Origin of the sequence: Mycolicibacterium stellerae (genome assembly GCF_003719305.1) — a bacterium.
GTDB lineage: Bacteria > Actinomycetota > Actinomycetes > Mycobacteriales > Mycobacteriaceae > Mycobacterium > Mycobacterium stellerae.
This window is the reverse complement of sequence record NZ_RARC01000031.1, coordinates 54,005-80,436: the sequence shown is the minus strand read 5'-3', so window position 1 is coordinate 80,436 and position 26,432 is coordinate 54,005. Positions and strand designations below refer to the sequence as shown.

The window sequence follows — 26,432 nt, the reverse complement described above, 5'->3', positions numbered from 1 at the left end:
TTCCAGGTGGGGAAGAACAGCCGGCTGCCGGGCTGGGTGGTGTAGGTCTTACCGCTGGGCGCCGTCCAGATCACGGTGGCGTCGGGCAGTTGTTGATCGGCCCAGCCACCAATGCCGGTCCAGAAGGTTTTCATCAAATGGTGTTTGCGGCATTTGCAGTTCAGGTTCGAGGCGTGGGTGGGTCCCCACGGCCATGGAATGACGTGGTCGATGTCGCAGCGGTCGGCGGGCACGGTGCAGCCGGGGAAGCGGCAGAACAGATCGCGCATCCGCACGAACTCGGCCAACTCGTCGCTGGGCCGATACCGCGGCTCGGGTGCGGCGTCGGGCATCCGGATCGGCTTGATTGTGGCGCCGTTGCGGATCGCCTCGGCCAGCAGCGCATTGGGCAACACCCCGTGCCCGAGCAGCAGCGCGGGTGCCGGCAGCCGCCGATCGACCGCGGTGGTGGTGTCGGGCTTGTCGGCGACGCCCTGTTCGGCCGTGGTGTCGGGTGGGGTGGTGGCGTCGGTGATGGCGGCTGGGTCGGCGATCACCCGGATCACCACATTCGACTTGGGGGTCACCCCCGTGGTGGGGCAGGCCGGCGAGCCACACCGGCACGCCAGGACGTCGTTACCGTTGGCGATCGCGCCGATCGCATCAGAGCGGCGTTCACCGGCGCTGCGCGGATCGTTGGCGCAGACCCCGTCGACCATGGCGGTGACCCGCTGCTGCAGAACGGCACCGTCGTGGGCCAGCAGCCGCCCCCACACCGCGACGGTGTCGTCGTCGTCGTCACAGGCGCCGATGGTGAAGTCGCGGCCCCGCACCGCGGTTTCGGTGCGCCGCTGGGCGTCGGGGTCGAAGCGGGCCACCTGCATCTGAACCGCGTCGCGCAGCTTGTCTTCCGACAACCGCTCCCACCTGGTGGCGCGCTCGGCGACCGCGGCGTCGATGTGCGCCCACGCCTCGTCGTCGTCGACCAGCCGGGTGCCCCAGGTGATCGTCGACACCAGCCGGGTGGAAAGCGCCCCTTTGCTATACAACGCCGCCACCAGCGGCAGATGCTCACGCAGCGCTTGCGCGATGCGCATCTGCCCCGAAGCGCGCCGCGACCCGATCGCCATCGCCGCGGCCACCTCCGCACACACCGAATCCCACGGATCAAACGCCCACCACACCCGCTCGTCATCGGCGTCGACGCGGCGCCGCGTCAACTCGGCGATCGCAGCCAACCGGCGCGCACCAGCAATCGCCTCCTGACGCACCCCATCCTCGATCGCGGCAACCAGCTCCACATCAGACGCCGCCACGAACACCGAATCGAACACATGTTCGAGTATAGAACGCAGGTCCGACAAAACTTCGCGATCCCGCTTGAGCTGGGGTTGAATGGCGGGCAGCGCGACGTTGGAGGCGCGCCATGCGCACGCTGTGGCAACGACCGGAACCGTCAGCGGGTCCGCCGTCCAACCCGGCCGAGATCGCCGACCGGGCGTTGCATCGCCGTGCCATCGAGGCAGTGATCTGGGGCATGCCCGCGGTCAACTTCGAACTGATGCGTCGCCAGATGGCCAAGCTCGGCGGGTCGGCCAACCAGGTGGTGTTCTGGTCGCTCCCCGTCAACTGGAAGAACCAGACGCTCACACCCAACCCCGACACCATCTACTTCATGCCGTTCTTCGACACCAGAGAAGTCGGACCTGTCGTGCTGGAGATACCGCCGGCCGACACCGGCACGATCGTCGGCTCCATCGACGACTGCTGGCAGACGGCGGTCGAAGACATCGGGCCCGCGGGCGCCGACAGGGGAACTGGAGGCAGGTATCTCATCCTGCCGCCCGATCACACGGGTGCGGTCCCCGACGGTTATCTGCCGTGCCGTTCGCCCACATATCAGTCGTATGCGCTGCTGCGCTCGAACTATCGCAGCGCGACTGACGCCGATATCGCCGAGGCGGTTGCATACGGGAAGCGCGTTCGGGTGTATCCACTTTCGGGTGTGGCCGAGCTGCAGGACACCGCGTACATCGACGCGAACGACACGCTGTTCGACGCGACCATCCCCTACGATGCGCGATTCTTCGATGCCCTCAACGCCGTCGTGCAAACCGAGCCGTGGCTCGGCCGCGACAAGGCGATGATCGACAAGCTGAAATCCATCGGTATCGAGAAGGGCCGGCCGTTCGCGCCCGGTGACAAGACGCGCCGAATCTTCAACCTTGCCGCGCACGAGGCGCACTCATGGTTGGTGAACCGACTGGATACGGCCTATTTCCCGCCGCCCTATTTCGACGGCGGCCACTGGCATGTGCCCGCATCCAGCGAGGTCATCGATGGTATGACGACGAACTTCGCCGACCCGGGCAGTTACCCCGTCGACAACCGCGCCGTCACCTATTCGATGGCGTTCTTCAGCGCCAAACACCTTGGCGCCGGCCAGTTCTACCTGATGACGCTCAGGGACGGCAAGGGAAACAAGCTCGACGGCGGGACCCCCTACCGACTGCGGGTGCCCGCATCCGCACCCGTGCGCCAGTACTGGTCGGCGACGGCTTACGACGGCAAGACCCACGCCCTGATCCGGGACACTCCGCGCTCGAGCCGGGCGTCCACTTCGGCGAACCTGGCGACGAACCCCGACGGTTCGGTCGACATCTATTTCGGTCCAACGGCACCCGACGGTGCATCATCGAACTGGGTACCGACAAAGGCCTGCAACGCTTTCGAGGTGATCTTCCGGTTCTACGGACCTGATCAAGCACTTCTCGACAAGAGCTGGAAGCTTCCAGACATCGAGAAGCTGCACTGACTACTCGTATATCCCTTCCAGGTACCACCGCCGCTGGCGGTAACACAGCAGCAGCGCCTGCCCCGGGTCTCCGTCGACGAGCACCTGAGCCCGTGCGGTACGTCCTGCCTTGCGGTCTGGATCCCACCACCGTTCGTCGACCGGCCATGGTCCCGCCCACCAGGACAACGCGCCATCCCTGCCGGGGGCGGCAAGCCGCGCGGGTTCCGCGGAGAACAGTCCCCTGTTGGTCACCCGAACCGGATTGCCTTCACCGTCAAGCACTTCGACGGGGTCGTCGAGCAGCACGCTCGGCGATGGCTCAGGCAGTTGCCCCGGCCACGGCTGCCCTGGGTCGGCCCGCGGCACCGGCTCATCACCCAACGGCGTCAACGTGATGCGCTCGGCGGGTCCGCGGCCGCCGCTGAGCACCGGCACCTGCACGGCCTCCGGCCCGAGTAGACCTTGAACTCGAACAAGCGCACGGCGGGCGCGCAGCCGGTCCTCCTCCCCAATGCCGCCCCACAGCGGAAGTTGCAACGCCTCGGCCGACACCACCTCCACCGGTTGCAGCCGCAACACGGTGATCGGCGCGGTAGGCCTGTCGTTGGGATTGCGGCGATTCAGCCAGCCGTCCAGCTGCCAGCGCACCCGGTCGGCGGTGGCGTCCTCGGTCAGCGGTTCCGCACAACGCCAAACGCGGTTCAGCTCTTCACCGTTGGCGGTCACGGCATGAATGGCCAGCCTGGTGCAGCCGACACCCGCCGACTCGAGGCTGCGATGCAGGTCGCTGGCCAGCGACCGGCCGGCGAACGCCGCGGCGTCCACCCGGTCGATCGGCGGATCACAGTCCATCACGGCATCGAGATCCGCTGGGGGTTCGCGTCCCGACGGCCCACGGCCCGGTTCGGCGCGGGCGAAACGATGTGCGGCTACCGCATCGGACCCGAACCGGGATGCCACGTCGGCGCGGGACAGCGCGGCGAACTGCCCGATGTTTCGAATACCCATGCGCCACAACAGATCCGCCAGGTCTTCGCGTCCCGGCGCGGCCAGGCTCGGCTCGGTGGCCAACTGCCGGATGGACAGCGCGGACAAGAACACCGCGTCCTTGCCCGACTCGATGATGCGCCCGGCGCGTGCGGCGAAGACCGCGGTGGGCAGCCGGTCGGCGATTCCCACCTGGCACTCGGCGCCGGCAGCCGCCACCGCATCGACCAACCGCTCGGCCGCGGCCTGTTCGGAGCCGAAGTAGCGCGCCGCACCGCGAACCGGCAACACCAGCAGGCCGGGCCGCAGCACCTCGGCACGCGGCACCAGGTCGTCCACCGCCGTCGTCACGTTTTCGAAGTGCCGGGCATCGCGTGCCGGGTCGGCGGTCACGACGTGCAGCTGTGGGCACCTGGCTTGGGCTTCGCGACGGCGCAGACCCCGGCGCACGCCGACAGCGCGGGCCGACGCCGAGCAGGCGATGACCCGGTTGGCCAGCGTGACCGCCACCGGAGACGTCGGGGACAGATCAGCCGCCACGGCCGCGGCCACCGCGGGCCAGTCCATGCACCAGATGGCCAGCACCCTCTGTGCGCTCATTCGCCTACCGCACGCACCGATCCGGAATTTCGCCGCCTCGCCCGCATGTCCAACCGCACCTTGCTGATCCGGCCGCACCCGGATGTGGGTCTACCGTCCCCCGCAAGCGGGTGGTGCCCCCAGCTGCCGCCGGTCACTTCGTAGCCGCTGACCCTGGCCTCCAGTCGAGCCGATGCGCCATGCCAGTCACCACCGGTGACCAACAGCGTGCAACCCTTCTGGCGGGCGCGGGCGACCACCGCCCGTGCCCGTGTCGCGGACACCGAACGCCCGGCAAGACCGAGCACGACCAGATCCATGCCGTCCATCAGCACCGCTGCCACCTCAACGGGATCCGCTCCCGGTTCGGGAATGACGGCGAGGCGGCTCAGGTCCGCACCCATCTCAACGGCCGCAAGCAGACCGACGTCGGGCTGGCCAACGATGGCTGCATGCCCGCCAGCTGCCGTCACCGCCGCCACCATGCTCAGCGACAGTGACCGCGCACCCGACAGCACCGCCACCGTTCCCCTCGGCAATGCGGTCGGTAGCGTCTCAGTGAGGGATTCGGGCTGGGGCAGCAAACTTTCCGACTCGGGAAGCACCTCGTTCGACGGCAACTCACCACGGCGGCCCTGACCAACCTTCCCGGATATCGCCGCCATCTTGCGGCGCAGGTGTTCTACCTGCTCAGCACGGTCAACCCGATGCCGATCCAGGCTCGTCGCCGCCGTCACACCAGCACCTTCCACCTCACCCGAATCACTGCCTATTCGAAAGTATGTTCGATACAACGAGTAAACACCCGCCTACCGACACCGTCAAGCGCCGGCAGCACAATCCGGGGTCTCGGTTGCCGTACGCCTGCGGCTTAACGCCTGAGGAACTCTGCGTATATCGGATAAGGTTTTAACGACGAACCGTATTGACAGCGGTTCCACAGTAAGTCGGGGGACAGATAGGAAAATGATGACGACACGTCGATCGGCTCGTCGCATTCCGGCCATCGCCGGAGCCGCCGCGATCATCGCCCTGGTCGGGCTTTCCGCCGCGTGCGCGAAGGAAGAGGAGAAGGCTCCCGAGACTTCGACCACCACCACGACCACCACGACGACGGCACCGGCCGAGCCGACCGAGAAGGCGCCACGGCTTGATCCCACCGGACCGAACCCGTTCTCGCCATCGGTCCTCGCACCTCCGGCGCCGACGGCGCCTCCCGGCGACAACTAGCGCATCGCGGTGCCCGGTAGGCGAACTGGCGCCGGGCACCGACTGCTGGCGTTGATCGCGGCGGCGGGGGTGCTTGTACTGGCGTCGGATCTGCGGATCACCCATGCGCATGACGTACCCCGGGTGATCGGCGGGCCCTTTGCGCTGTTGCTCGGCGCCTCAACCGATCTCGGACCCTCGCACCGCGATGACACCCAGCTGACCGTCGAACTGCGCGACTCTACCCAGCCGACTCAGTTGGTCAGCTGGGCCCGTGGTCAAGGCCTGGCGGTGCGATGGCAGCCCGGCAAGAACTGGGCCGTCGTCGAGGGCGAGGCAGACAAGGTGGGCTCCGCCTTCGATGTCGAAGTACACGACTATCGCGGCCAGCGCGGTCAGCTGTTCTATGCGTCCCCACAACAGCCGTCGGTGCCCGAACAACTGCGTCCAGAGGTTGTCGAACTCGGCCGCATCCTGAGCTACATCCCGCATCACGAGTCCAAACCACCGATGCTCCCGCTGGACGTGCCGGATATGGGGCTGCAGCCAAGCGCGCTGCGCAACACCTACAACGTGAGCCAGCTGGCCTCTGCCGGATACACCGGCAAGGGTCAGACCATCGTGATCTTCGCGTTCGACGGCTTCGACCAGGCCGATCTCGACAGCTTCGCAAGCCTGTACAAGTTGCCGAAGTTCACCCCAACCGTTGTCGGCGGCCAGCCCGCCAACCCGCGCGGCGAGACCACGATGGACCTCGAGGTGGCCCACGCCGTCGCACCCGACGCGCAGAAGGTGGTCATCAACGCCCGACCGACCGTCGAGGGCGACGGCGGTGTCTACGAGAAGATCGCGCAGATGCTGGCGTCGGCTGACCGGCAGTTTCCAGGTGCGGTGTGGAGCTTCTCGATCGGCTGGGGTTGCGACAAGCTGATCACCGCCGCCGATCTCGCGCCGGTGCGGTCGGCGATCGCGGACGCACATGCAAATGGCACAACGGCTTTCAATGCCAGCGGTGACCTCGCCGGCCTGGAATGCAAAGGGGGCCAGGACTGGTCGTCGCCGCCGAGTGACGCCGATATCGGGCTGGACTCCGTCGCATCGCTGCCGGAGATGACCGATGTCGGCGGCACCACCCTGTCCACCGATGCCGCAGGCGTATGGCAATCCGAACAGGCCTGGTTCGACGTGCCGCTGTCGCTGGGCAGCGGTGGCGGGGTGTCCGCACTGTTCGACCGGCCGCCGTGGCAGAGAGCGGTGTTGCCGAACAGGGACCAGGGCCGCAGGCTCACGCCGGACGTCGCCGCCGTTGCCGACCAGTTCACCGGCGTCAAGATCGTGTTCAACGGCAAGCAGTTGGTCGGTGGCGGAACGTCTCAGTCGGCGCCGATCTGGGCGGGGCTCGCCGCGGTGATGAACCAGTACCTGCTCGAGAACGGCGGACGGCTCCTCGGAGACCTCAATCCCCTGCTGTACTCGGTCGCAGAAGGCTCGAGGCTGCCGGGCTTCCGCGACGTCACCCTCGGCGGCAACGCGGTGGCTGATGCGGCGCCCGGATACGATTTGGTTACCGGACTCGGCACCCCGGACGTCGACAACCTCGTCCGCAACATCCTTGTCCTGCAGAAGCTGACAGCATGAGCGCACCGACAGAGGACTCCCCCACGACGATGGAGTGCCGGGTCTGTCAGACCGAGGTTCCGGCAGGCGAATTCTGCGGGCTCTGCGGCGACGTCCTGACGGAGCGGCGCGGAACTGGGCCGTCCTGGTTGCGGATCAGCGCCTACGGCGCAGCCCCTGGTGAGCATCTGCTGCTGCCGTCATTGGCCAGTTCGTTGTTCCCGAACCTGCCGCACAAATCCCGCACGCCGTTCCGGATCGTGTTGGCTCTTGTGCTGATCGGGCTGGTGACGTTCGCGACGTTGCGGATGCCCGCGGCTCTGATCACCGTTGCCGCACTTGGGCTTCCGCTGCTGTTCCTGCTGTACCTGCGGGAGACGGATGCGTTTCGCGATCTTCCCGCTCGCGACCTGCTTTTGACCGCAGGATTGGGCATCACGCTGGGAGTCGGATGGGTCTTGTTGACGGGTGCCGCGGTGGCCCGCTCCTACGGGGTCCCGCTTGGCACCGGGATCGCGGCAGGCCGACTCCTTCGCGAAGGACTTGGCGTCCCGGTCGGCAGCATGCTTCTCATGCTCGTGCCTGCGGTGGCGGTGCGCCTGCTGCGGCAATCGAATCGGGAGTCGTTGGACGGCTTCATGATCGGCGCGCTCGGCGCCCTGACCTTCAGCGCCGCCGCCACCATCACGCGGCTGGCGCCGCAGTTCGCCTCCGGCATGGTGGCTCGCGCCCGCCCGATTTCTTCACTGCTCGTCGAGGCGGGTATCCGCGGGATAGCGGTGCCGGTGACGGCCGCGGCTATCGGAGGGCTCATCGGTGCGGCGCTGTGGTTCACCCGGCCCGCGAGCAAGGCCGACCAGCACACCGGATACATCCGGGCGATTCTCGCCGGCTTCGCCGCCGCCGTGGTGGCGGTCTATGCCGGGCTCGGACTCGTCGACGTGTCGCACATCCCCCAGTGGCTGCAGTTGATCGTTCATCTGTCGGTGGCAATGGTGGCGCTTCTGTTGCTGCGCGTCGGGCTTCATCTCGCATTGCTGCACGAAGCACACGACGAGATCCACTCCGACGAGCCGGTGTTGTGTCCGCACTGTAACCACGTGGTACCGGATATGGCTTTCTGCCCGGCATGTGGTGTGGCCACCAGAGCGGCGTCGCGGTCGTCGAGAAACGAGCGGCGGGAAGCACGGCCGACGAGCCGCGAGCCCGACGAACCGACAACCGACGAGACACATCCCGGCTACTCAGTCATGGCCGGGACGTACGACGCCACGCCGGTGCGACGGACGTCGTATGCCCGGCTGTTGCGGACGTGGGGCGCGGGCATCGTGGTGGTCGCGGTCGCATTGGTCGGCCTGTCGGTCGTCATCCACAAACCATCCGCCCGCTACATCTGCCCGCCGGACTGCGGGCACCCGCCGACCGGCGAGCCGGTCGAAGTCAACCCCCGGTTCACCGCACCTGACGGCTCGTTCTCCGTTTCGTATCCGGCACCGGGGGCGGCGTACAAGATCACTACCAGCCCGACCGGCGTGCGCGCCGATTTCCTCGGCGGTGACGGCGGCACCATGCAGTTGATGAGCAGGCCCGCAAACGGGCAGACCGCAGAGGACATCGCCAAAGGCCTTGTGGACGCAACCTTCCCCGACACCAAGACCGCCTACGAGATCCCCAATGCGATGGTGGGCTACATGCCCGGGTACGGGCTGGTCGCCGACTGCTGGCCGCAGGGCGCCAACAGCAACTACATGCGGATGCGGGTGATCGCGATGGTGTCGGTGAAGAACGACCTCGCGTTGATCGCCGCCGCCGTCGGACCGTTCCGGCAGTTCGGCCCGGACTTCGGGCTTGGCAAGCCCTCGGGCGCCAACCTCCAGCTCGCCCTTGACATGGGCAAATACGTCAACAGCTTCAGCTGGCGGGGCGACCCCCCTCGCTGACACCTCCAAATGTTGACATTGACAAATGTCAACATTTGCTGTTGTACTTCGGGACGTGGCGGACAACTTGCCCGTCCGCGGCTCGATGAGGAGCCGTGGCGTGGCCGCGATCAGCACCGTGACCCTGCGACAGGTGAGTGCGGTGCTTCCGCCCGAGCGGGCCTGGGGCCTGTGGGCCTCGCGCCGGATCATCTCCGGTGTCATGGACACCTTTGGCCCGTCTCTTGCGGGAACGCAGGTCGAGCACGTGGATGTGCGGATGCCCGGTGGCGGAAGGCTGATCGGTGAGTGGGTTCTCGCGGCGGGTGTGCGTCGAGGAAACGGCGCGATCTACTACGTGCACGGCAGCGGATACGCGCTGTGCTCGCCCCGCACGCACCGCCGACTGACGACGTGGCTGTCCACCCTGACCGGATTGCCCGTATTCGGCGTCGACTACCGGCTCGCGCCTCGTCATCGATTCCCCGCCGCCGCAACGGATGTGCGGACCGGATGGGACTGGCTGGCCGACCAGCACGGCCTGGCACCGCAGCGGTTGATCATCGCAGGCGACTCGGCGGGCGGCCACCTTGCCGTCGATATGCTGCTGCAGTCCGACGTCGCCCACCCGGCGGCGATGGTTCTGATGTCGCCGCTCATCGATCTCTCCTTCGAGCTGTCGCGCACCAGGGAAGCACTGCGGCGTGACCCGGCGATCCGTGTCCGCGATGCCAAGCGGCTCGTCGGGTTGTATTGTGCGAAAACCGACCTCGCCCATCCTCGGTTGACGCTTGACGTCGCGGGCGGACGACCGATGCCGGCGACGCTCGTGCAGGCGGGCGGAGCCGAAATGCTCGTCGCAGACGCCAGGCGGTTGGCCGCCGACATCAACGCCGCTGGCGGCGAATGCGAACTGCAGGTCTGGCCGGATCAGGTGCACGTCTTCCAGGCACTACCACGGATGACCCCGGAGGCCGCCCCCGCGATGGGAAACATCGCGCGGTTCATCGCAGAGTCGCTCGGCGACTACGCCGTCGGCCAGGAAGCAGGTTGAGCAATGGGCATATTCGGATCGTCGTCGAAACGCAGTAACGACGCCGCCGCGGTCATCACGGGCGCAGGCAGCGGCATAGGCGCGGCGTTCGCCACCGAGCTCGCCCGCCGAGGGGGCAGGGTCGTCTGCAGCGATATCGACGAAACAACCGCGCGCACAACGGCCGACGGCATCGTCGCCGCGGGCGGTGAGGCATTGGCGACACGCTGCGACGTCACCCAGCTCGAGGACGTCATCCAACTCGCGAAGGTGTCCCAAGACTGGTTGGGCGCCACGCCGACCGTGGTCGTCAACAACGCAGGCGTCGGTGCGGGTGGCACGACGATCGGCGAGACCGAGATCGACGACTGGAACTGGGTACTCGGCATCAACCTGTGGGGTCCGATCCACGGTTGTCATGTCTTCGCGCCGATCTTGAAGGAGGCCGGGCGCTCGGGCCGACTCGGAGGCATCATCAACGTCGCATCCGCCGCGGCATTCGCTGCGGCACCGGGGATGGCGGCCTACAACGTGAGCAAGGCCGGCGTGCTGTCGCTGTCGGAGACACTCTCCGCAGAACTGAGCGGCACCGGCGTCAATGTCACGGTGCTGTGCCCGACATTCGTCAAGACCAACATCGTCGACTCCGGCCGCATCACCGACAAATCGACACAGCTCGGCGACAGGCTGATGCGGTGGACCGGGTTCTCCCCCGACCGGGTGGCCCGCACCTGCCTGGACACCCTCGATCGCGGCGGCCTGTATTGCATGCCGCAGCCGGATGCTCGGATCGGTTGGGGCATAAAGCGTTTTACTCCGACGGTGTACACCCGCGCCGCCGGCCTCAGCACGCGTTTCGCGACCTAGGAGGAACTTGTGGCGATCGACATGGACGTCATGCTGGCGAAGATCAAGGACCGCCAGTGGGCGCTGGCCGATATCGACTGGGACGCGCCGGGTGCCGAATTCATCACCGACGAGCAGCGGCCCCAACTGAAGGCCTTCATGGCCGACCTGTGCTGGATCGAGAACATCGGCGCCAGAGGTTTCGCGGCGCTGGCGAAGAAGGCCCCGACGCCGACCATCGCCGAGATCTACCGCTACTTCCACGCCGAGGAGCAGCGCCACGCCAACGCCGAACTCGCGCTGATGAAACGCTGGGGGATGCTCGACGACGGTGAGATGCCGGAGCCGAACGTCAACATCCGGCTTGCGATGGATTGGCTGGACCGATTCGCCGACGGCATGTCGCTCGCCGTGCTCGGCACCGTCATCCCGATGCTCGAGGTCGCGCTCGACGGGGCGCTGCTCAAGTTCCTCCTCGAAGAGGTCAGCGACCCGGTGTGCCACCAGGTCTTCGAGAAGATCAACAACGACGAGTCACGGCATCTGGCTGTCGATTTCGAGGTTCTCGACATGATCGGCAACGCCAAGACGCGCAAACTGGCCATCGACTTCGTCGGCAGCGTCGCCTCGCCGGGGCTGATCATCGGGACCATCATGTACGTCCCGCTGCTCAACCGGGTGCGCAACGAGATCGTCGCGATGGGCCTGAAGCCCGAGCGGCTGTACAAGGCCGTGCAGCGGTTCTCCACCCTCGGCGAGCGCGGCCAGCACACCCGCCGCGTACCGACCTACCGCGTGCTCAAGCGGCACGCAGGATGGGTGACCAACCCGCGCCACCCCTACCATCTGGTTGCCAACTCCATGGTGTGGATGTCGGACCGCTACCCCAAGCAACTGCTGAGCCCGATCCCGTCGTGGTTCAACGAACTGACCCACGAGCCGGCGGCCTGACATGGCTGACAGGGTGTACGACACGCTGATCGTCGGGGCCGGCTTCACCGGCATCGGCACCGCCATCAAGCTGACGCAGGCCGGTGTCGACGACTTCGTGATCCTCGAACGCGAGGACCGCGTCGGCGGCACGTGGCGCGACAACACGTATCCCGGTGCGGCGTGCGATGTTCCGTCATTGCTGTATTCGTTCTCGTTCGTGAAGAACCCGAACTGGTCGCGGGCCTACTCGCCGGCGGGTGAGATCTGCGACCACATCGAAGCCATGGTCGACACGTTCGACCTGCGCAGGCGGATTCAGTTCGGTGTCGAGGTCAACAAGCTCGACTTCGACGAACAAGAAGGCGTATGGACACTCACCACGACGGCGCACAAGCGATTCCGGGCCCGCACCGTAGTCCTGTCCTCGGGACCGCTGCCCGACCACAAATGGCCGGACATCCGTGGTCTCGACACCTACGAGGGCCACAAGATCCACAGCGCACACTGGGACCACGACTACGACTTCGCCGGAAAGCGGGTAGCGGTCATCGGTACCGGCGCCAGCGCGGTGCAGATCATCCCCGAACTGGTCAAGCGCGCCGATTTCGTCAAGGTGTTCCAGCGCACGCCCGGCTGGGTGCTACCCCGGCTGGACGTCTCGATGCCCGCCGCGGCGCAGGAACTCTTCGCGAAAGTGCCTGCCACCCAAGAGCTTGCCCGCCAGGTGCTGTACTGGGGTCACGAAGTCACCGCCACCGCCATGGTGTGGGACACCCCGCTCACCTCGCTGGTGGCGCGGCTCGGCAAGGCGCACATCCGGTCGCAGGTGTCCGATCCGTGGCTGCGACGGCAGCTGACGCCGGACTTCACGCCCGGCTGCAAACGGATGCTGATCTCCAGCGACTACTACCCGGCGCTGCAGCGCGACAACTGCAAGCTGATCGACTGGCCGATCGCCACGATGAGCCCCGCCGGGATCCGCACCAGCGACGGTGTCGAGCACCATCTGGACGCCGTCGTGTTCGCCACCGGATATGACGTGCACCTGACCGGGCCGCCGTACCCGATCACCGGGCTCGGCGGACGGACACTCAACGCAGACTGGGCCGACGGCGCGCAGGCGTACAAGAGCATCAACGCCAGCGGTTACCCCAACCTGTTCTTCATGACGGGGCCGAACTCCGGGCCGGGCCACAACTCGCTGCTCGTCTACGTCGAGGGGCAGATTCAGTACGCGGTCAGCGGGATCACCACGATCCTGCGGGACAACCTGCGCTATCTCGACGTCCGCGCGGACGTGCAGCGACGCTACAACCGGCGAATTCAGAAGCGACTCACCAAGACGACCTGGATGTCGGGCTGCAGCAGCTGGTATCTGACGAAGGACGGCTTCAACGCATCGATGTACCCGGGCTTCGCCACCCAGTATCTTCGACAGATGAGGGACTTCCGGTTCGGCGACTATCAGGCGGTGGCGCGCGAGGCAGCCGCGCCCGCGGTCTCATCAACGGCCTGAGATGTCTGCCGCAAGACAGCCACGACAACCCGCGGGGGCAATCTCGACGATCCTCGGCGGCCTGCGCCGCGCACCCCGGCAGATCCGCAGGAGCTCCCGCGACGTCATCGAGACCGCGGTGTCGCAGCTGTTCGACGCGGCCGTCCAACCGCACGGCATCGCCGCGTCCGGTGAATACCGCATCGAGGAACTGGCCCGGCTGGCAAGCACCACCACCCGCAACATCCGCGTCTACCGCGACCGCGGCCTGCTGCATCCCCCGCTGCGGGTGGGCCGGATCGTCTTGTTCAACGACACCCATCTGACCCGGCTGCGGCTGATCACCTCACTGCTTGACCGCGGCTACAACATCTCTCACGTACACGAGATGTTATCCGCGTGGGAACAGGGCAAGGACGTCGGCGACATGCTCGGGCTGGAGAACGCGATCGCGGGCAGCTGGGCCACGGAGAAGCCCGAACGGATGAGCGTCGCCGACGCCAAGCGGCTCGTCGACGACGACCCCGGGTTCGACCGCATGGTCGGCCTCGGCATCATCAAGCTCGAAGACGGCGAGGCAGTCGTCGTGCGGCCCAAGCTGATCGAGGCTTTCAACGACATCCGGCAGTACGGCGTCGCGACGGACAAGCTCATCGATGTCCACGAACAGGTCGCACCGCTGATCGATCAGATCAGCGACATTCTGGTGCAAGCCGGCGTCGAGCAGGTCGTCGACCGACTCAAGCCTGGGGCGGCGCTGCCAGCGGATACCGAAGTGGCAGAACTGATCACGATGCTGGTGCGGTTGCGCACCCAGGCGGTCTCCGCGGTGTCGGCGACACTGGCGTTTTCGATCGAGTCGTCCATCGAGTCAGCGGTCGGTCAGATTCTCGGCGACCTCATCGAGAAAGAGGCCGACATCCAAGCACCACCGCAAGCCTGATCACTCCCACTCGATGGTGCCTGGCGGCTTGCTGGTGACGTCCAGCGTCACCCGGTTGACCTCGGGCACCTCGTTGGTGATGCGGGTGGAGATGCGTTCGAGCACCTCGTAAGGCACCCGCGTCCAGTCGGCGGTCATGGCGTCCTCGCTGGACACCGGCCGCAGCACGATCGGGTGGCCGTAGGTGCGGCCGTCGCCCTGCACACCGACCGACCGGATGTCGGCCAGCAGCACCACCGGGCACTGCCAGATCTGGTTGTCCAGACCCGCCGCGGTCAGCTCCTCACGCGCGATCGCATCGGCGCGGCGCAGAGTCTCGAGCCGACCCGCGGTCACCTCGCCGATGATGCGGATCGCCAAGCCGGGTCCCGGGAACGGTTGGCGCGCAACGATTTCCTCAGGCAGACCGAGCTCACGGCCGACGGCGCGGACCTCGTCTTTGAACAGCAGCCGCAACGGCTCGACGAGCTTGAACTTCAGGTCGTCGGGCAGCCCGCCGACATTGTGGTGGCTCTTGATGTTGGCGGTGCCCGAGCCGCCGCCGGACTCCACGACGTCGGGATAGAGCGTGCCCTGAACCAGGAAGTCAACCTCGGATCCGGTGTCCCCCACTATATCTCGGACAGCGCCTTCGAACGCGCGAATGAACTCGCGGCCGATGATCTTGCGCTTGCCCTCCGGGTTGGTCACCGCGGCAAGCGCGTCGAGGAACCGCTTCTCGGCGTCGACGGTCACCAGGTTGGCGCCGGTCGCGGCGACGAAGTCGCGCTGCACCTGCGCCCGCTCGCCTGCCCGCAGCAGGCCATGGTCGACGAACACACAGGTCAACCGGTCGCCGATGGCGCGCTGCACGAGCGCGGCGGCGACGGCGGAGTCCACCCCACCGGACAGGCCGCAGATCGCCCTTCCGTCGCCGATCTGCGCGCGGACCTGTTCGATCAGGCTGTCGGCGATGTTCGAAGGGGTCCATGTCGAATCGATGCCCGCGAATTCGTGCAGGAACCGGCTGAGCACCTGTTGGCCGTGCGGCGAGTGCATCACCTCGGGGTGGTACTGGACACCTGCCAGACTCCGCGCCGGGTTCTCGAACCCCGCGACAGGCGCGCCCGCGCTGCTGGCCACCACCTCGAAGCCCGCCGGGGCGGCGGTGACGGCGTCGCCGTGACTCATCCACACCGGCTGGATCTCCGGCAGATCCAAATGCAGTTGTCCGCCAGAGACATTCAGCTCGGTGCGGCCGAACTCGCTGGTGCCGGTGTGGGCGACCGTGCCGCCCAGCGTCTGCGCCATAGCCTGGAATCCGTAGCAGATGCCGAACACCGGTATACCCAGGTCGAACACGGCGGGGTCGAGCTGCGGGGCGCCCTCTTCGTACACGCTCGACGGACCGCCGGACAAGACGATGGCCTGCGGATCCTTGGCCTTGATCTCCTCGATGGACGCGGTGTGCGGAATGACCTCCGAGTACACCCGCGCCTCACGGACGCGACGCGCGATCAACTGCGCGTACTGCGCTCCGAAGTCGATCACCAACACCGGGCGCGGGGATGTTGATTGCACCTGCTCAGTCTACGGGCGAGGACCTCGCCGCCGTCCGACCGACGCCGCGGCGGCGTCAGAGCAGATCCGTGATCGTCTTCAGCCCCGCCTCGTACAGCACGCCGGGCAGCATGCCCCCGTCGATCTCGATGGTCGTGCCGTTGATGAAGTCGGCGGCACCGCTGCACAGGAACACGCAGACCCGGCCGACCTCTGCCGGGTCGCCGGCACGGCCAAGCGGAACGTCGCGGAAGTACTTTTCCCCCTTCGGATCGCCCTTGGGCAGCACGAACGACCGGAAGTTGTCGGTCATCGTCGGGCCGAGCGCCAGCGCATTGACACGCGCATGCGGTCCCCACTCCTCGGCAAGTGAGCGGGTGAGGTGGTTGAGCCCCGCCTTCGCCGCACCGTAGGAGACCAGCGTTGGCGACCCGGCCGGGTGACCGGCACCGCTTGAGATGTTGATGATCGACCCGATGCCGTCCTGGCCGCGCATCTGCCGGTAAACGCGGGTGGCGAACCACAGCGGGCTGATCAGGTTCATTTGAATGGCAAATGCATGAAACAGCGCGGTCCGCTCGAAATCGTCGTCGGCGCGCGGCGCGCCCTGGATCTTTGCGACGAGTTCCGGAACATCCTCGACATGGGGTGTCGGCACGGTGCCGCCGGCGTTGTTGACCAGGATGTCGATGCGTCCGTAGGTGTCGACCACCTCGGCGACCATGGCGTCGATGGCGCGGAAATCGCCTTGATCGCAAACCATCTGGGCGCTGCGCTGCAGCCAGGCTTCGTCGTGGTCCGCGCCGGGAATGGTGTCGAGCTTCGACCGGGAGCAGCCGACGACGGTGGCGCCCGCACGAAGCAGCTCGTGCGCGATACCGACGCCGACCCCGCGACTGGTGCCCGTGACGATGGCCACCTTGCCATCGAGGACGCTGTTCACCCGCCACACCATAGACGAGGAACCAGGGTGTGATTGGGTATCCGGTGAGCACGTCTCTGACAGCCGATGAGGAGTTTCATGCCCGAGTGGGTGGTCGTTCTGCTGGCGCTGGCCGCCGCGGTGACGTCGGCGCTCGGGATCGTGATCCGTCAGCGCGCGACGCTCGAGATCCCGCAGGACGAGGGTGTCAGCGCGACGATGTTCAAGAAGCTGCTGCGCAACCGCCTGTGGTGGGCGGGCACGGCGGTGGCGGCGTCCGGCTACGGCTTTCAGGCGCTCGCGCTGACCTGGGGCTCGCTGATCCTGGTTGCGCCGCTTTTGGTGTCGGCGTTGTTGTTCGCGCTACCGATGAGCGCCCGGCTGGCCCATCGCCGCGTCACGACACATGACTGGGTGTGGGCGCTGGTGCTGACGTTCGGGCTGGCGATATTCCTGACGATCGCGCGCGTGCAGCCGGGCAACTATCAGCCGCCGCCCGCCGTCTGGATCTTGGCGACGGCGCTGTGCGTGGCCGTGGTGGCGGCCTGTGTGATCGGCGGCGCGCGCACCGAGGGCCGCAACCGGGCGTTGCTGATCGCCACCGCGGTCGGGGTGTTGTTCGGCGTGGTGTCGGTGCTGACCAAGGTCACCGTGCAGCGGCTCAACGAGGAAGGACCGTTGGCCACGCTGCTCGTGCCAGCGCCATATCTCGTCCTGATCCTCGGCGTGGCGGCAACCCTGTTGCAGCAGTCGGCTTTTCACGCGGGTGCGCTGCAGGCTTCGGTGCCCACCATGCTGGTGCTCGAACCGTTGGTCGCGGTGTCGTTGGGTGTCATCGTGCTCGGCGAGGCGCTCGCGGTCAGCGATCCGGTGAAGATCGGACTGCTCGCGGTCGCCGTCGGGGCGATGGGGGCGGCGACGATCGCGCTCGGTCGCGATGAGGGCGCGTTCGAAGAGATGCTCGAAGCGGAGATGGCGAAACGGGAGTCGCAGACCTAGGCCAGTTTCTTGTGCATCGGCAGTCCGCCGGTCGCCTCGAAAACCACCCGCCTGCCGATCTCGACGGCATGGTCGGCGAACCGCTCGTAGAACCGGCCCAGCAACGCGACGTCGACCGCGGAGCAGACGCCACTGCGCCACTCGCGGTCGATCAGCACGGCGAACAGTTGACGGTGCCGGGTGTCGACGACGTCGTCCTTCTCTCGCAGTTGCGCCGCCTTCTCGGCGTCGGGTGACATCAGTACCTCGCGCGCCGCCCTCGCGAGCTGGACTGCCACTTCGGCCATTTCGGTGAACGACCCACGAACTTCGTCGGGCAGCGCCTGCTCGGGATGGCGCAAGCGGGCGATGTTGGCGACATGCACGGCCAACGCACCCATCCGCTCGATGTCGGCGCCGACGTGAAGCGCGCCGACGATCTTCCTCAGATCGCCTGCCACCGGCTGTTGCAGGGCAAGCAGCCGGACCGCTCTGCCCTCCGCGGCTCGCCACTTGTCCGCGACATCAGCATGGTCGGCGATGACCTGTTCGGCGAGCTCGAGATCTGCCTGCAGCAGGGCATTCGATGCGTGGCCCATCGCGTCTGCGGCCAGCCCGCACATATCGGCCAACTGACGGCGTAGAGCCGCCAACTCATCCCGATACGCCGTACGCATGGCCGGAGAAATACCCCGGATACGCCGCGGTTAACCGACCGAGCTGACCTTTTCGCCCGGTTCGAACGGAATGCGCCGCAGCGCGCCGACGGCATTGGCCGGTACGACGGGACGCTTGGGCTCGACGGGGGCGAGTCGCTTGTAGGGCTCGCCCTGCGGCGGCCGCAGGTCGTCTTCGCCCTTGTTGGGCCACAGCGACGCCGCCCGCTCGGCCTGCGCAGTGATGCTCAGCGAGGGGTTGACGCCGAGGTTGGCCGACACCGACGCGCCGTCGACCACATACATCGTCGGATAGTTGTACACACGCTGGTACGGATCGATCACGCCGTGCTCGGGGCTGTCGCCGATCGCCGCACCGCCGAGGAAGTGAGCGGTCAGCGGGATGTTGAACAACTCGCCCCAGGTTCCGCCCGCGACACCGTCGATCTTCTTTGCCAGCCGACGGGTGACCTCGTTACCCACCGGAATCCAGGTCGGGTTGGGCTCGCCGTGACCCTGCTTGCTCACCATCCGGCGGAAGCCGAGTTTGGTGCGCTTGGTGTAGGTCGTGATCGAGTTGTCGAGGTGCTGCATGACCAGCGCGATCATCGTCCGCTCGCTCCACCGCGCGGGGTTGAGCAGCCGCAGCATCTGCCTGGGGTTCTCGCCCGCCTGGTCAAGCAGCTGCCGCCAGCGCGGGGTGTCGGTGCCGCTTGGTCCCGTGCCGTCAGTCATCAACGTCTGCAGCAGGCCCATCGCGTTGGAGCCCTTGCCGTAGCGGACCGGCTCGATGTGGGTGTCGGGCGTGGGATGAATGGACGACGTGATCGCCACCCCGTGGGTGAGGTCGAGATCGTCGCGCACCTCGAGTCGTCCTGCACCGACGATCGACTCGGAGTTGGTGCGGGTGAGCACGCCGAGTTTGTCCGACAGCTTGGGCAGGTCGCCGCGGTCGCGCATCTTGAACAGCAGCTTCTGCGTACCGAACGTACCTGCGGCGAGGATGAGGTGGGTGGCGGTGAAGGTACGGCGCTTGCGGCGCAGCAGCCTGCCGGTGTGAGCGGTCTTGACCTCCCACAGCCCGTCGGGTCGCTGCTTGAATCCGGTCACTGTGGTCATCGGATGCACCTGCGCGCCAGCGGATTCCGCCAATCCCAGGTAATTCTTCACCAGCGTGTTCTTGGCGCCGTACCGGCAACCCGTCATGCAGGCACCGCACTCGATGCAGCCGGTGCGATCGGGCCCCGCGCCGCCGAAGTACGGATCGGGCACGGTCTTGCCCGGCGTCTTGGTGCCGTCGGGCCCGAAGAAAACCCCCACCGGCGTCGCGACGAACGTGTCGCCGACACCCATGTCGTCGGCCACCTCTTTCATGATCTTGTCGGCATCGGTGAACGTCGGATTCTGCACCACGCCGAGCATGCGCTGCGCCTGCTCGTAGTGCGGCAACAACTCGGCGCGCCAGTCGGTGATGTGCTTCCACTGCGGGTCGTTGAAGAAGGGGTCCGGCGGCACGTAGAGAGTGTTGGCGTAATTCAGCGAGCCGCCCCCGACGCCCGCGCCTGCCAGGATCATGACGTTGCGGAGCAGGTGTATGCGCTGAATCCCGTACATGCCGAGCTTGGGCATCCAGAGGAACTTGCGCAGATTCCACGAGGTCTTGGCGAACTCATCGTCGGCGTAGCGGGGGCCCGCTTCGAGGACGCCGACGCGGTAGCCCTTCTCGGTCAGCCGCAATGCCGAAACGCTGCCCCCGAACCCCGAACCGATGATCAGAACGTCATAGTCAGGCTGCATCGACCCATTATGAACTTACCCGCCGGTAACATGCTAGGGAGGTTCTCCTAAGTTGATTTGCCGTCGGGCAAACGCGACGGGCAGCGTTCGAGAAGTGCTCAGAAGTAGGTCGGACTGCGCGGGACGTAGTGCCGTTCGAGCGCCTCGACCTCGTCGGTGATGAGCTCGATGTCCAGCGCAGCCACGGCGTCGGCCAGGTGGTGGGTCTTGGTGGCGCCCACGATCGGCGCGCTGACCACGGGGTTCTTCAGCACCCATGCCAGCGCGATCTGCGCCATCGGCGCGCCGCGCTCGGCCGCGATGCGTTCGACGGCATCCACGATCTGGTGATCGCTTTCGAGGAACAACGGTCTGCCGTTGAAATCGGTGTCCGGGTTGGTCTCCCCACGCGTCGACGTTTGGTCGCCCCACGGCCGGGTCACCCGTCCGCCGGCCAGAGGACTCCACGGGATGCTGCCCACGCCCTGATCCGTGAGCAGGCCGAACATCTCGCGTTCCTCCTCACGGTAGATGAGGCTGTATTGGTCCTGCATCGAGATGAACTTCGTCCAGCCGTGCACGTCGGCGGTGTGCTGCATCTTGGCGAATTGCCATGCCCACATGGAGGATGCCCCGATATAGCGCGCCTTGCCCGCCGTGACGACGTCGTGAAGGGCCGCCATGGTCTCTTCGACCGGGGTGTCCGGGTCGAAGCGGTGAATCTGATAAACGTCCACGTAGTCGGTACCGAGTCGCGTCAACGACGCGTCGATCTGTTCCATCACCGCCTTACGCGACAAGCCCGAGCCGCCTGGACCACCGTGCATCGGAAGGAAGACCTTGGTGGCCAGCACGATGTCGTCGCGGCGGGTGTACTCGCGCAGTGCCCGGCCGACGATTTCCTCGGAGCTACCCGCGCCGTAGAAGTTGGCGGTGTCCCACAGCGTGATCCCGAGCTCGACGGCCTGCCGAAAGAACGGCTGGGCGTCCTCGTCGCCCAACGTCCACGGCGTGATCTCCGTCGGAACACCGAAGCTCATGCATCCGAATGCGATGCGACTGACGGTGAGGCCAGATGACCCCAGTCGCGTGTACTGCACGGTGTGCGCCTCCTACTGTCAGCTTCCGACGGTAAGGCCGACCTTCTGGAACTCCTTCAGATCGCAGTAGCCGGCCTTGGCCATCGACCGGCGCAAGCCGCCGACCAGGTTCAACGAGCCGAACGGATCGTCAGACGGGCCGGTGAGCACCTGCGCAAGCGACGGTCGCTCGCCGAGCGCGATCTGCAGCAGCGCCCCGCGGGGAAGTGACGGGTGGGCGGCGGCGGCGGGCCAGAACCAACCGTCGCCGAGCGCCTCGGCGGCCAGCGACAACGGCGTGCCGAGCACCACGGCGTCGGCCCCGCAGGCAATGGCCTTGGCCAGGTCGCCGGACGTGTGGATGTCGCCGTCTGCCAGCACATGGACGTACCGGCCGCCGGTCTCGTCGAGATACTCGCGCCTTGCGGCGGCGGCGTCGGCGATCGCGGTCGCCATCGGCACGCTGATGCCGAGCACCTCGTCACTGGTGGTGACACCGCTGGTCGAGCCGTAGCCGACGATCACGCCCGCGGCGCCGGTGCGCATCAGGTGCAGCGCGGTGCGATGGTCCAGCACGCCGCCCGCAACGACTGGTATGTCCAACTCGGAGATGAATGTCTTGAGGTTGAGCGGCTCACCGTCTTGAGCGACGCGCTCAGCCGACACGATGGTGCCCTGGATGACCAGCAGGTCTATTCCTGCGGCCACCAACGACGGCGTCAACGCCTGCGCGTTCTGCGGGCTGACCCGGACGGCAGTGGTTACTCCGGCTTCGCGGATTCGCGCGACGGCAGCACCGAGAAGCTCGGGGTCCAGCGGTGCCGAATGTAGTTGCTGCAGAAGCCGGATCGAGGCGGCGGGTTCGGGTTCCTTCTCCGCGGCCTCGATAACCTGGGCGATCTTGGCCGCCACGTCGGCGTGCCTGCCGATCAACCCCTCGCCGTTGAGCACGCCGAGACCGCCGAGACGGCCGATCTCGATCGCGAACTCGACCGACACCAGGGCGTCGGTCGGATGGGCGACGACGGGGATCTCGAACCGGTACGCGTCGAGCTGCCAGGTCGTCGAGACGTCCTGCGACGACCGGGTCCTGCGGGACGGGACGATGTTGATGTCGCCGAGTTCATAAGTGCGGCGGGCGGTTCGGCCCATCCCGATTTCGACCATGTCGCGCATGCGGACTCGCTATCGGGTGTAGTAGTTGGGCGCTTCGACGGTCATCGTGATGTCGTGCGGATGGCTTTCCTTCAACCCCGCCGGGGTGATTCGCACGAACTGCGCCTGCTGCAACTGCTCGATCGACGCCGCCCCTGTGTACCCCATCGCGGCCTGCAGGCCACCGGTCAGTTGGCGGATCACCGTCGACAGTGGACCGCGGAACGGGACGCGGCCCTCGATGCCCTCAGGAACCAGCTTGTCCTCGCTGAGTGCATCGTCTTGGAAGTAGCGGTCTTTCGAGTACGACTTGGCGCCTGCGCGGCCCTGCATCGCGCCGAGCGAGCCCATTCCCCGGTAGCTCTTGAACTGCTTGCCGTTGACGAAGATCAGGTCGCCGGGCGCCTCGGCGGTGCCTGCGAGCAGCGAGCCCAGCATGGCGGTCGATGCGCCGGCAGCCAGCGCCTTGGCGATGTCGCCCGAATACTGCAGGCCACCGTCGGCGATGACGGGCACTCCCGAAGGGGCACACGCCGCGACCGCCTCGAGAATCGCGGTGATCTGCGGTGCGCCGACCCCGGCGACCACGCGGGTGGTGCAGATGGAGCCGGGGCCAACGCCCACCTTCACCGCGTCGGCGCCCGCCTCGACCAACGCGGCCGCCGCGGCACGGGTGGCGACGTTGCCGCCGATCACGTCCACCCGATGACCGAGTTCGCGTTTGACCTTGTTGACCATGTCGAGCACCTGCCGGTTGTGGGCATGCGCGGTGTCGACGATCAGCACGTCGGCGCCGGCGTCGGCCAACGTCATCGCCCGCGTCCACGCGTCGGCGCCGATGCCGACCGCGGCTCCGACCAGAAGGCGGCCGTCGCGGTCCTTGGTGGCGTATGGGTGCTGCTCGGTCTTCACGAAGTCCTTGACGGTGATCAGCCCGGTCAACCGGCCGTGTCCGTCGACGATCGGTAGCTTCTCGATCTTGTTGCGGCGCAACAGACCAAGGGCCGCGTCGGCGGTGACGCCCTCGCGCGCGGTGATCAGCGGCGCCTTGGTCATCACCTCCGAAACCGGTTTGTTCATATCGACTTCGAAGCGCATGTCGCGGTTGGTGATGATGCCGACCAGGGAGCCGGTGTCGTCGACGACGGGCAGCCCCGAGATCCGGAACCTCGCGCACATCGCGTCGACCTCGGCCAGCGTGTTGTCAGGAGAGCAGGTGACCGGGTCGGTGACCATCCCGGCTTCCGACCTCTTGACCGTTTCGACCTGGCCGGCCTGCTCGGCGACCGGGAGATTGCGGTGAAGCACACCCATGCCGCCCGCACGGGCCATCGCGATCGCCATCCGCGACTCGGTCACGGTGTCCATCGCCGAGCTGACCAACGGCACCTTCAGCCGGATCCGCCGGGTGAGCTGACTGGATGTGTCGGCCGTGGCCGGCACCACGTCGGAGGCGGCAGGAAGCAACAGCACGTCGTCGAACGTCAGTCCGAGCATGGCGATCTTGGTGGGATCGTCGCCGCCGGTCGGTACCGGTACGGCGATGGGGATGTCGCTTTCAGCGATCGACATGGGTTTCGAGCCTCCATCGGCGGGGAGCCAGATAACCATCTTATCGGCATTGGCACGGAGAACTGGCCCCACCGAGACCGGCGGGGTGCCGCCCCTCGATGGCAACCGCTGGCGGGAGCCAGTGTCGCTAGCTAGGGTGGAACCGTGCGAGACCACCTGCCACCTGGTTTGCCGCCGGATCCGTTCGCCGACGACCCATGCGACCCCTCGGGGGCGCTGGACGCGCTGGAACCCGGCCAGCCACTGGACGCGCAGGAACGCACCGCGGTGGAGGCCGATCTGGCCGACCTCGCTGTCTATGAAGCCCTTTTGGCGCACAAGGGAATTCGCGGCCTTGTGGTGTGCTGTGACGAATGCCAGCAGGACCACTATCACGACTGGGACATGCTGCGGGCCAATCTTTTGCAGCTGTTGGTCGACGGGACCGTGCGACCTCACGAACCTGCTTATGATCCCGAGCCCGACGCGTATGTGACCTGGGATTATTGCCGCGGCTACGCCGACGCTTCGCTCAACGAGGCGACGACGGAGCCCGACGGCTATCGCTGAGAGCTGATTCGTCAGTCCCCTTGTTTCGGCTTCTGCCCCGGCACGGGCAAAATCGTCGTCGTCGGCTGCTCCACCGGCGGTGCTTCCTGCACAGGCGCTAGGGCAGGTGGCGGCTTCGGAGCGGGCGCAACCGGTATGACCGGCGCTACCGGAGCTTCCTGCACAGGCGGCGGTTCGGGCGCAGGCGCGGGCTTCGGAATCGGGATGTCCCCCGGGATCAGCGGCTTCGGCTGCTCGACCGGCTTCGGCTGTTCGACCGGCTTGGGCGGCTCGAGCGGCTTGGGCGGCTCGATCGGTTCGGGCTGTTCGTCCGGCGCGGGCGCAGGCTCGGGTTCGTCCGGCACTGGCTTCGGTTGGTCCTGGCCTGGCTTCGGTTGGTCCTGGCCCGGCTTCGGTTGATCCTGGCCCGGTTTCGGTTGATCCTGGCCCGGTTTCGACCCGGGGATCGGCTTGGGCACAGGAAGCGAAGGAAGCGAAATATCCGGCGGGACACCGGGTCCCGGCAGCGGCATCTGAGGCAGCGGTATCTGAGGCAGCGAGATGTCGGGCAGCGGCACCCCGGGTCCAGACGGTGGCACCGGCAGGCTGGGCAACGACGGCAGCTCAACTGGTAGCGAAAGCCCCGGACCCTCGGGCACCGCCGGGGCGGCAGGCACCGCCGGGTTGATCAACGCGGACTCCGGAACCGTGGCCTCGGGGTCGCGGTTCTCCACCTTGACCGTCAACTGGTTCAGCTGCTGTTGCAGCTCCTGCTGGCGCTGAGGATCCTCGACGGTCTGCACGGTCGACGTGATGGTCTGCAGCTTGTCCTGGGCGGCCTCCCAGTTGCCCTGATCGATGAGTTGCTGGACCTGCTGCATCTCCGTCTGGGCGGCCAACGTGACCTGGTCGTCGCGGGTCACCTGTTGCTCACCGAACAGCGACACCCGCAGCCCATACAACGCATCGCCTGGCGCCGCCCCGTAGACGAGGGCACCAAACCCGCCCAGGCACAGCAGCGCAGCGGCAACGGAGCCCATGACGGCCATCGACATCCGTGTCCGTCGCCGCGAGGCCAACGCGCGCTGCAGCACGATCTCGGCGTCGCGCTGCGACGCAACCCTCGCAGGCGGCCTGCGCACTTCGTCACGCCAGCCTGACATCAGGCTGGCTAGCTCGGCGTCGGCGGGATCGGTCGCATAGACCGGCTGCTCGGCAGCGAGCGAGTCCAGGTAGCGATCCGTGCGCGCGATGGCGTTGAGCGACGGATCGCCTCCGTTTGCACCCCAGCGCCGGAAATCAGGCATGGTCGTGCCCCGTCGCGATGATCTCCGACTTCAGCCGCGCCAGCGCCCGGTGCTGTGCCACCCGGACGGCGCCAGCCGTGCTGCCGACCGCCTCCGCGGTCTCCTCCGCGCTCATGCCGACGACCACGCGCAGGATCAGAATCTCCCGCTGCTTCTCGGGCAGGATCGCCAATAGCCTGTTCATCCGCTGTGCGGCTTCACCCTCGATGGCGAGTTGTTCGGGACCGGCCTCCGCGGCGAAGCGCTCCGGCACGACTTCCGTCGGCTCAGAGCGGTTCCGGGCGGCCGCGCGATGCGCGTCGGCAACCTTGTGGGCGGCGATGCCGTACACAAAGGCCAGGAACGGTCGTCCCTGATCCTTGTAACGGGGCAGCGCCGTGATGGCGGCCAAGCACACCTCCTGTGCCACATCGTCAGCTGAGAGACCGCTCCGCTCGGCCGTCCCGACCCTCGCCCGGCAGTAGCGGACAACGATGGGACGGATGGTCTCCAGCACCTCCCGGAGCGCGTCCCGGTTGCCCGCCACGGCTTCAGCAACGACAGCATCGAGACGTTCTCCCGAAATTGTCATCGGTGAAGCTCT

At 66.9% G+C, this 26,432-nt stretch carries 23 protein-coding genes; 11 read left to right on the top strand and 12 right to left on the bottom strand.

Annotated features, from left to right (window positions below; translation table 11 throughout):
- A partial coding sequence (locus D6M19_RS27630; protein WP_164478721.1) for an HNH endonuclease signature motif containing protein occupies window positions 1–1,313 on the bottom strand: 1,313 nt, incomplete at its 3' end.
- A gap of 92 nt (window positions 1,314–1,405) precedes the next feature.
- Here D6M19_RS27630 and D6M19_RS27625 point away from each other — a divergent pair.
- Complete coding sequence (locus D6M19_RS27625; protein ID WP_123028468.1) at window positions 1,406–2,794, top strand: DUF1254 domain-containing protein; 1,389 nt, start codon at window positions 1,406–1,408, stop codon at window positions 2,792–2,794.
- Here the strand turns inward: D6M19_RS27625 and D6M19_RS27620 are convergent, their stop codons facing one another.
- Both D6M19_RS27620 and D6M19_RS27615 read right to left on the bottom strand, forming a co-directional pair.
- Window positions 2,795–4,363, bottom strand: a complete 1,569-nt coding sequence (locus D6M19_RS27620) for a DNA polymerase Y family protein (protein ID WP_206428654.1) — start codon at window positions 4,361–4,363, stop codon at window positions 2,795–2,797. It lies immediately after the preceding gene.
- Complete coding sequence (locus D6M19_RS27615) at window positions 4,360–5,079, bottom strand: DnaE2-dependent mutagenesis accessory factor ImuA' (protein WP_123028479.1); 720 nt, start codon at window positions 5,077–5,079, stop codon at window positions 4,360–4,362. The genes D6M19_RS27620 and D6M19_RS27615 overlap by 4 nt, the downstream gene beginning before the upstream one ends.
- A gap of 229 nt (window positions 5,080–5,308) precedes the next feature.
- On the opposite strand from D6M19_RS27615, the gene D6M19_RS27610 reads away from it, so the two are divergent.
- The 8 genes from D6M19_RS27610 to D6M19_RS27575 are packed head-to-tail and all read left to right on the top strand — an operon-like array spanning window position 5,309 to window position 14,337.
- Window positions 5,309–5,572, top strand: coding sequence for a hypothetical protein (locus tag D6M19_RS27610; RefSeq protein ID WP_407665416.1), 264 nt, complete (start codon window positions 5,309–5,311; stop codon window positions 5,570–5,572).
- Window positions 5,573–5,581: 9 nt separating this feature from the next.
- Window positions 5,582–7,189: a S53 family peptidase gene (locus D6M19_RS27605; RefSeq protein WP_123028467.1), complete on the top strand. Its 1,608-nt coding sequence runs from the start codon at window positions 5,582–5,584 to the stop codon at window positions 7,187–7,189.
- Entirely contained in the window at window positions 7,186–9,108 is a 1,923-nt protein-coding gene (locus D6M19_RS27600; RefSeq protein ID WP_123028466.1) for a zinc ribbon domain-containing protein, read from the top strand. The genes D6M19_RS27605 and D6M19_RS27600 overlap by 4 nt, the downstream gene beginning before the upstream one ends.
- 55 nt (window positions 9,109–9,163) lie before the next feature.
- A complete protein-coding gene (locus D6M19_RS27595; protein ID WP_123028465.1) occupies window positions 9,164–10,141 on the top strand; it encodes an alpha/beta hydrolase in 978 nt (325 codons plus the stop codon).
- A gap of 3 nt (window positions 10,142–10,144) precedes the next feature.
- A complete protein-coding gene (locus D6M19_RS27590) occupies window positions 10,145–10,987 on the top strand; it encodes an SDR family NAD(P)-dependent oxidoreductase (protein WP_123028464.1) in 843 nt (280 codons plus the stop codon).
- 9 nt (window positions 10,988–10,996) lie between these two features.
- On the top strand, window positions 10,997–11,917 hold the full coding sequence (locus D6M19_RS27585) for a ferritin-like domain-containing protein (protein WP_123028463.1): 921 nt from the start codon (window positions 10,997–10,999) through the stop codon (window positions 11,915–11,917).
- 1 nt (window position 11,918) lies between these two features.
- A complete protein-coding gene (locus D6M19_RS27580; protein WP_123028462.1) occupies window positions 11,919–13,415 on the top strand; it encodes a flavin-containing monooxygenase in 1,497 nt (498 codons plus the stop codon).
- A gap of 1 nt (window position 13,416) precedes the next feature.
- Window positions 13,417–14,337 (top strand): MerR family transcriptional regulator, encoded by a 921-nt coding sequence (locus tag D6M19_RS27575; RefSeq protein ID WP_123028461.1) that lies wholly within the window; start codon window positions 13,417–13,419, stop codon window positions 14,335–14,337.
- On the opposite strand, the gene guaA is transcribed toward D6M19_RS27575, so the two are convergent.
- Both guaA and D6M19_RS27565 read right to left on the bottom strand, forming a co-directional pair.
- Window positions 14,338–15,897: a glutamine-hydrolyzing GMP synthase gene (gene guaA / locus D6M19_RS27570; protein WP_123028460.1), complete on the bottom strand. Its 1,560-nt coding sequence runs from the start codon at window positions 15,895–15,897 to the stop codon at window positions 14,338–14,340. It lies immediately after the preceding gene.
- Between the two features lie 55 nt (window positions 15,898–15,952).
- Window positions 15,953–16,831, bottom strand: coding sequence for an SDR family NAD(P)-dependent oxidoreductase (locus D6M19_RS27565; protein WP_123028459.1), 879 nt, complete (start codon window positions 16,829–16,831; stop codon window positions 15,953–15,955).
- A 66-nt stretch (window positions 16,832–16,897) separates the two neighbouring features.
- On the opposite strand from D6M19_RS27565, the gene D6M19_RS27560 reads away from it, so the two are divergent.
- Window positions 16,898–17,797, top strand: a complete 900-nt coding sequence (locus D6M19_RS27560) for a DMT family transporter (RefSeq protein WP_123028458.1) — start codon at window positions 16,898–16,900, stop codon at window positions 17,795–17,797.
- Here D6M19_RS27560 and phoU read toward each other — a convergent pair.
- The 5 genes from phoU to guaB form a co-directional block, all read right to left on the bottom strand.
- The gene (gene phoU / locus D6M19_RS27555; protein WP_123028457.1) at window positions 17,794–18,453 is read right to left on the bottom strand and encodes a phosphate signaling complex protein PhoU; all 660 of its coding nucleotides are present in this window, start codon (window positions 18,451–18,453) and stop codon (window positions 17,794–17,796) included. The two genes, D6M19_RS27560 and phoU, sit on opposite strands and share 4 nt — an antisense overlap.
- A gap of 30 nt (window positions 18,454–18,483) precedes the next feature.
- On the bottom strand, window positions 18,484–20,229 hold the full coding sequence (locus tag D6M19_RS27550; RefSeq protein ID WP_123028456.1) for a GMC family oxidoreductase: 1,746 nt from the start codon (window positions 20,227–20,229) through the stop codon (window positions 18,484–18,486).
- Window positions 20,230–20,327: 98 nt separating this feature from the next.
- Window positions 20,328–21,308 (bottom strand): aldo/keto reductase, encoded by a 981-nt coding sequence (locus tag D6M19_RS27545; protein ID WP_123028455.1) that lies wholly within the window; start codon window positions 21,306–21,308, stop codon window positions 20,328–20,330.
- 18 nt (window positions 21,309–21,326) lie between these two features.
- Complete coding sequence (locus tag D6M19_RS27540; RefSeq protein ID WP_206428655.1) at window positions 21,327–22,454, bottom strand: GuaB3 family IMP dehydrogenase-related protein; 1,128 nt, start codon at window positions 22,452–22,454, stop codon at window positions 21,327–21,329.
- Window positions 22,455–22,472: 18 nt separating this feature from the next.
- Window positions 22,473–24,014 (bottom strand): IMP dehydrogenase, encoded by a 1,542-nt coding sequence (gene guaB, locus D6M19_RS27535; protein ID WP_123028453.1) that lies wholly within the window; start codon window positions 24,012–24,014, stop codon window positions 22,473–22,475.
- A gap of 144 nt (window positions 24,015–24,158) precedes the next feature.
- Between guaB and D6M19_RS27530 the strand changes: the two genes are divergently transcribed.
- Window positions 24,159–24,563, top strand: coding sequence for a DUF5319 domain-containing protein (locus D6M19_RS27530; protein ID WP_123028452.1), 405 nt, complete (start codon window positions 24,159–24,161; stop codon window positions 24,561–24,563).
- A gap of 11 nt (window positions 24,564–24,574) precedes the next feature.
- On the opposite strand, the gene D6M19_RS34980 is transcribed toward D6M19_RS27530, so the two are convergent.
- Together D6M19_RS34980 and D6M19_RS27520 are read right to left on the bottom strand one after the other, a co-directional pair.
- Window positions 24,575–25,849: an anti-sigma-D factor RsdA gene (locus tag D6M19_RS34980; protein ID WP_234835077.1), complete on the bottom strand. Its 1,275-nt coding sequence runs from the start codon at window positions 25,847–25,849 to the stop codon at window positions 24,575–24,577.
- Window positions 25,842–26,420 (bottom strand): sigma-70 family RNA polymerase sigma factor, encoded by a 579-nt coding sequence (locus D6M19_RS27520; RefSeq protein WP_123028451.1) that lies wholly within the window; start codon window positions 26,418–26,420, stop codon window positions 25,842–25,844. Before D6M19_RS27520 ends, D6M19_RS34980 begins: the two co-directional genes overlap by 8 nt.
- Between the last annotated feature and the right edge of the window lie 12 nt (window positions 26,421–26,432).

Excerpts from the sequence above, each read along its gene's own strand:
- D6M19_RS34980 (WP_234835077.1), bottom strand. The coding sequence starts at position 25,849 with ATGCCTGATTTCCGGCGCTGGGGTGCAAACGGAGGCGATCCGTCGCTC.
- D6M19_RS27540 (WP_206428655.1), bottom strand. The coding sequence starts at position 22,454 with ATGGTCGAAATCGGGATGGGCCGAACCGCCCGCCGCACTTATGAACTC.
- D6M19_RS27620 (WP_206428654.1), bottom strand. The coding sequence starts at position 4,363 with ATGAGCGCACAGAGGGTGCTGGCCATCTGGTGCATGGACTGGCCCGCG.
- D6M19_RS27580 (WP_123028462.1), top strand. The coding sequence starts at position 11,919 with ATGGCTGACAGGGTGTACGACACGCTGATCGTCGGGGCCGGCTTCACC.
- D6M19_RS27590 (WP_123028464.1), top strand. The coding sequence starts at position 10,145 with ATGGGCATATTCGGATCGTCGTCGAAACGCAGTAACGACGCCGCCGCG.
- phoU (WP_123028457.1), bottom strand. The coding sequence starts at position 18,453 with ATGCGTACGGCGTATCGGGATGAGTTGGCGGCTCTACGCCGTCAGTTG.
- D6M19_RS27550 (WP_123028456.1), bottom strand. The coding sequence starts at position 20,229 with ATGCAGCCTGACTATGACGTTCTGATCATCGGTTCGGGGTTCGGGGGC.
- D6M19_RS27610 (WP_407665416.1), top strand. The coding sequence starts at position 5,309 with ATGATGACGACACGTCGATCGGCTCGTCGCATTCCGGCCATCGCCGGA.
- D6M19_RS27565 (WP_123028459.1), bottom strand. The coding sequence starts at position 16,831 with ATGGTGTGGCGGGTGAACAGCGTCCTCGATGGCAAGGTGGCCATCGTC.
- D6M19_RS27600 (WP_123028466.1), top strand. The coding sequence starts at position 7,186 with ATGAGCGCACCGACAGAGGACTCCCCCACGACGATGGAGTGCCGGGTC.
- D6M19_RS27520 (WP_123028451.1), bottom strand. The coding sequence starts at position 26,420 with ATGACAATTTCGGGAGAACGTCTCGATGCTGTCGTTGCTGAAGCCGTG.
- guaB (WP_123028453.1), bottom strand. The coding sequence starts at position 24,014 with ATGTCGATCGCTGAAAGCGACATCCCCATCGCCGTACCGGTACCGACC.
- D6M19_RS27575 (WP_123028461.1), top strand. The coding sequence starts at position 13,417 with ATGTCTGCCGCAAGACAGCCACGACAACCCGCGGGGGCAATCTCGACG.
- D6M19_RS27560 (WP_123028458.1), top strand. The coding sequence starts at position 16,898 with ATGCCCGAGTGGGTGGTCGTTCTGCTGGCGCTGGCCGCCGCGGTGACG.
- D6M19_RS27625 (WP_123028468.1), top strand. The coding sequence starts at position 1,406 with ATGCGCACGCTGTGGCAACGACCGGAACCGTCAGCGGGTCCGCCGTCC.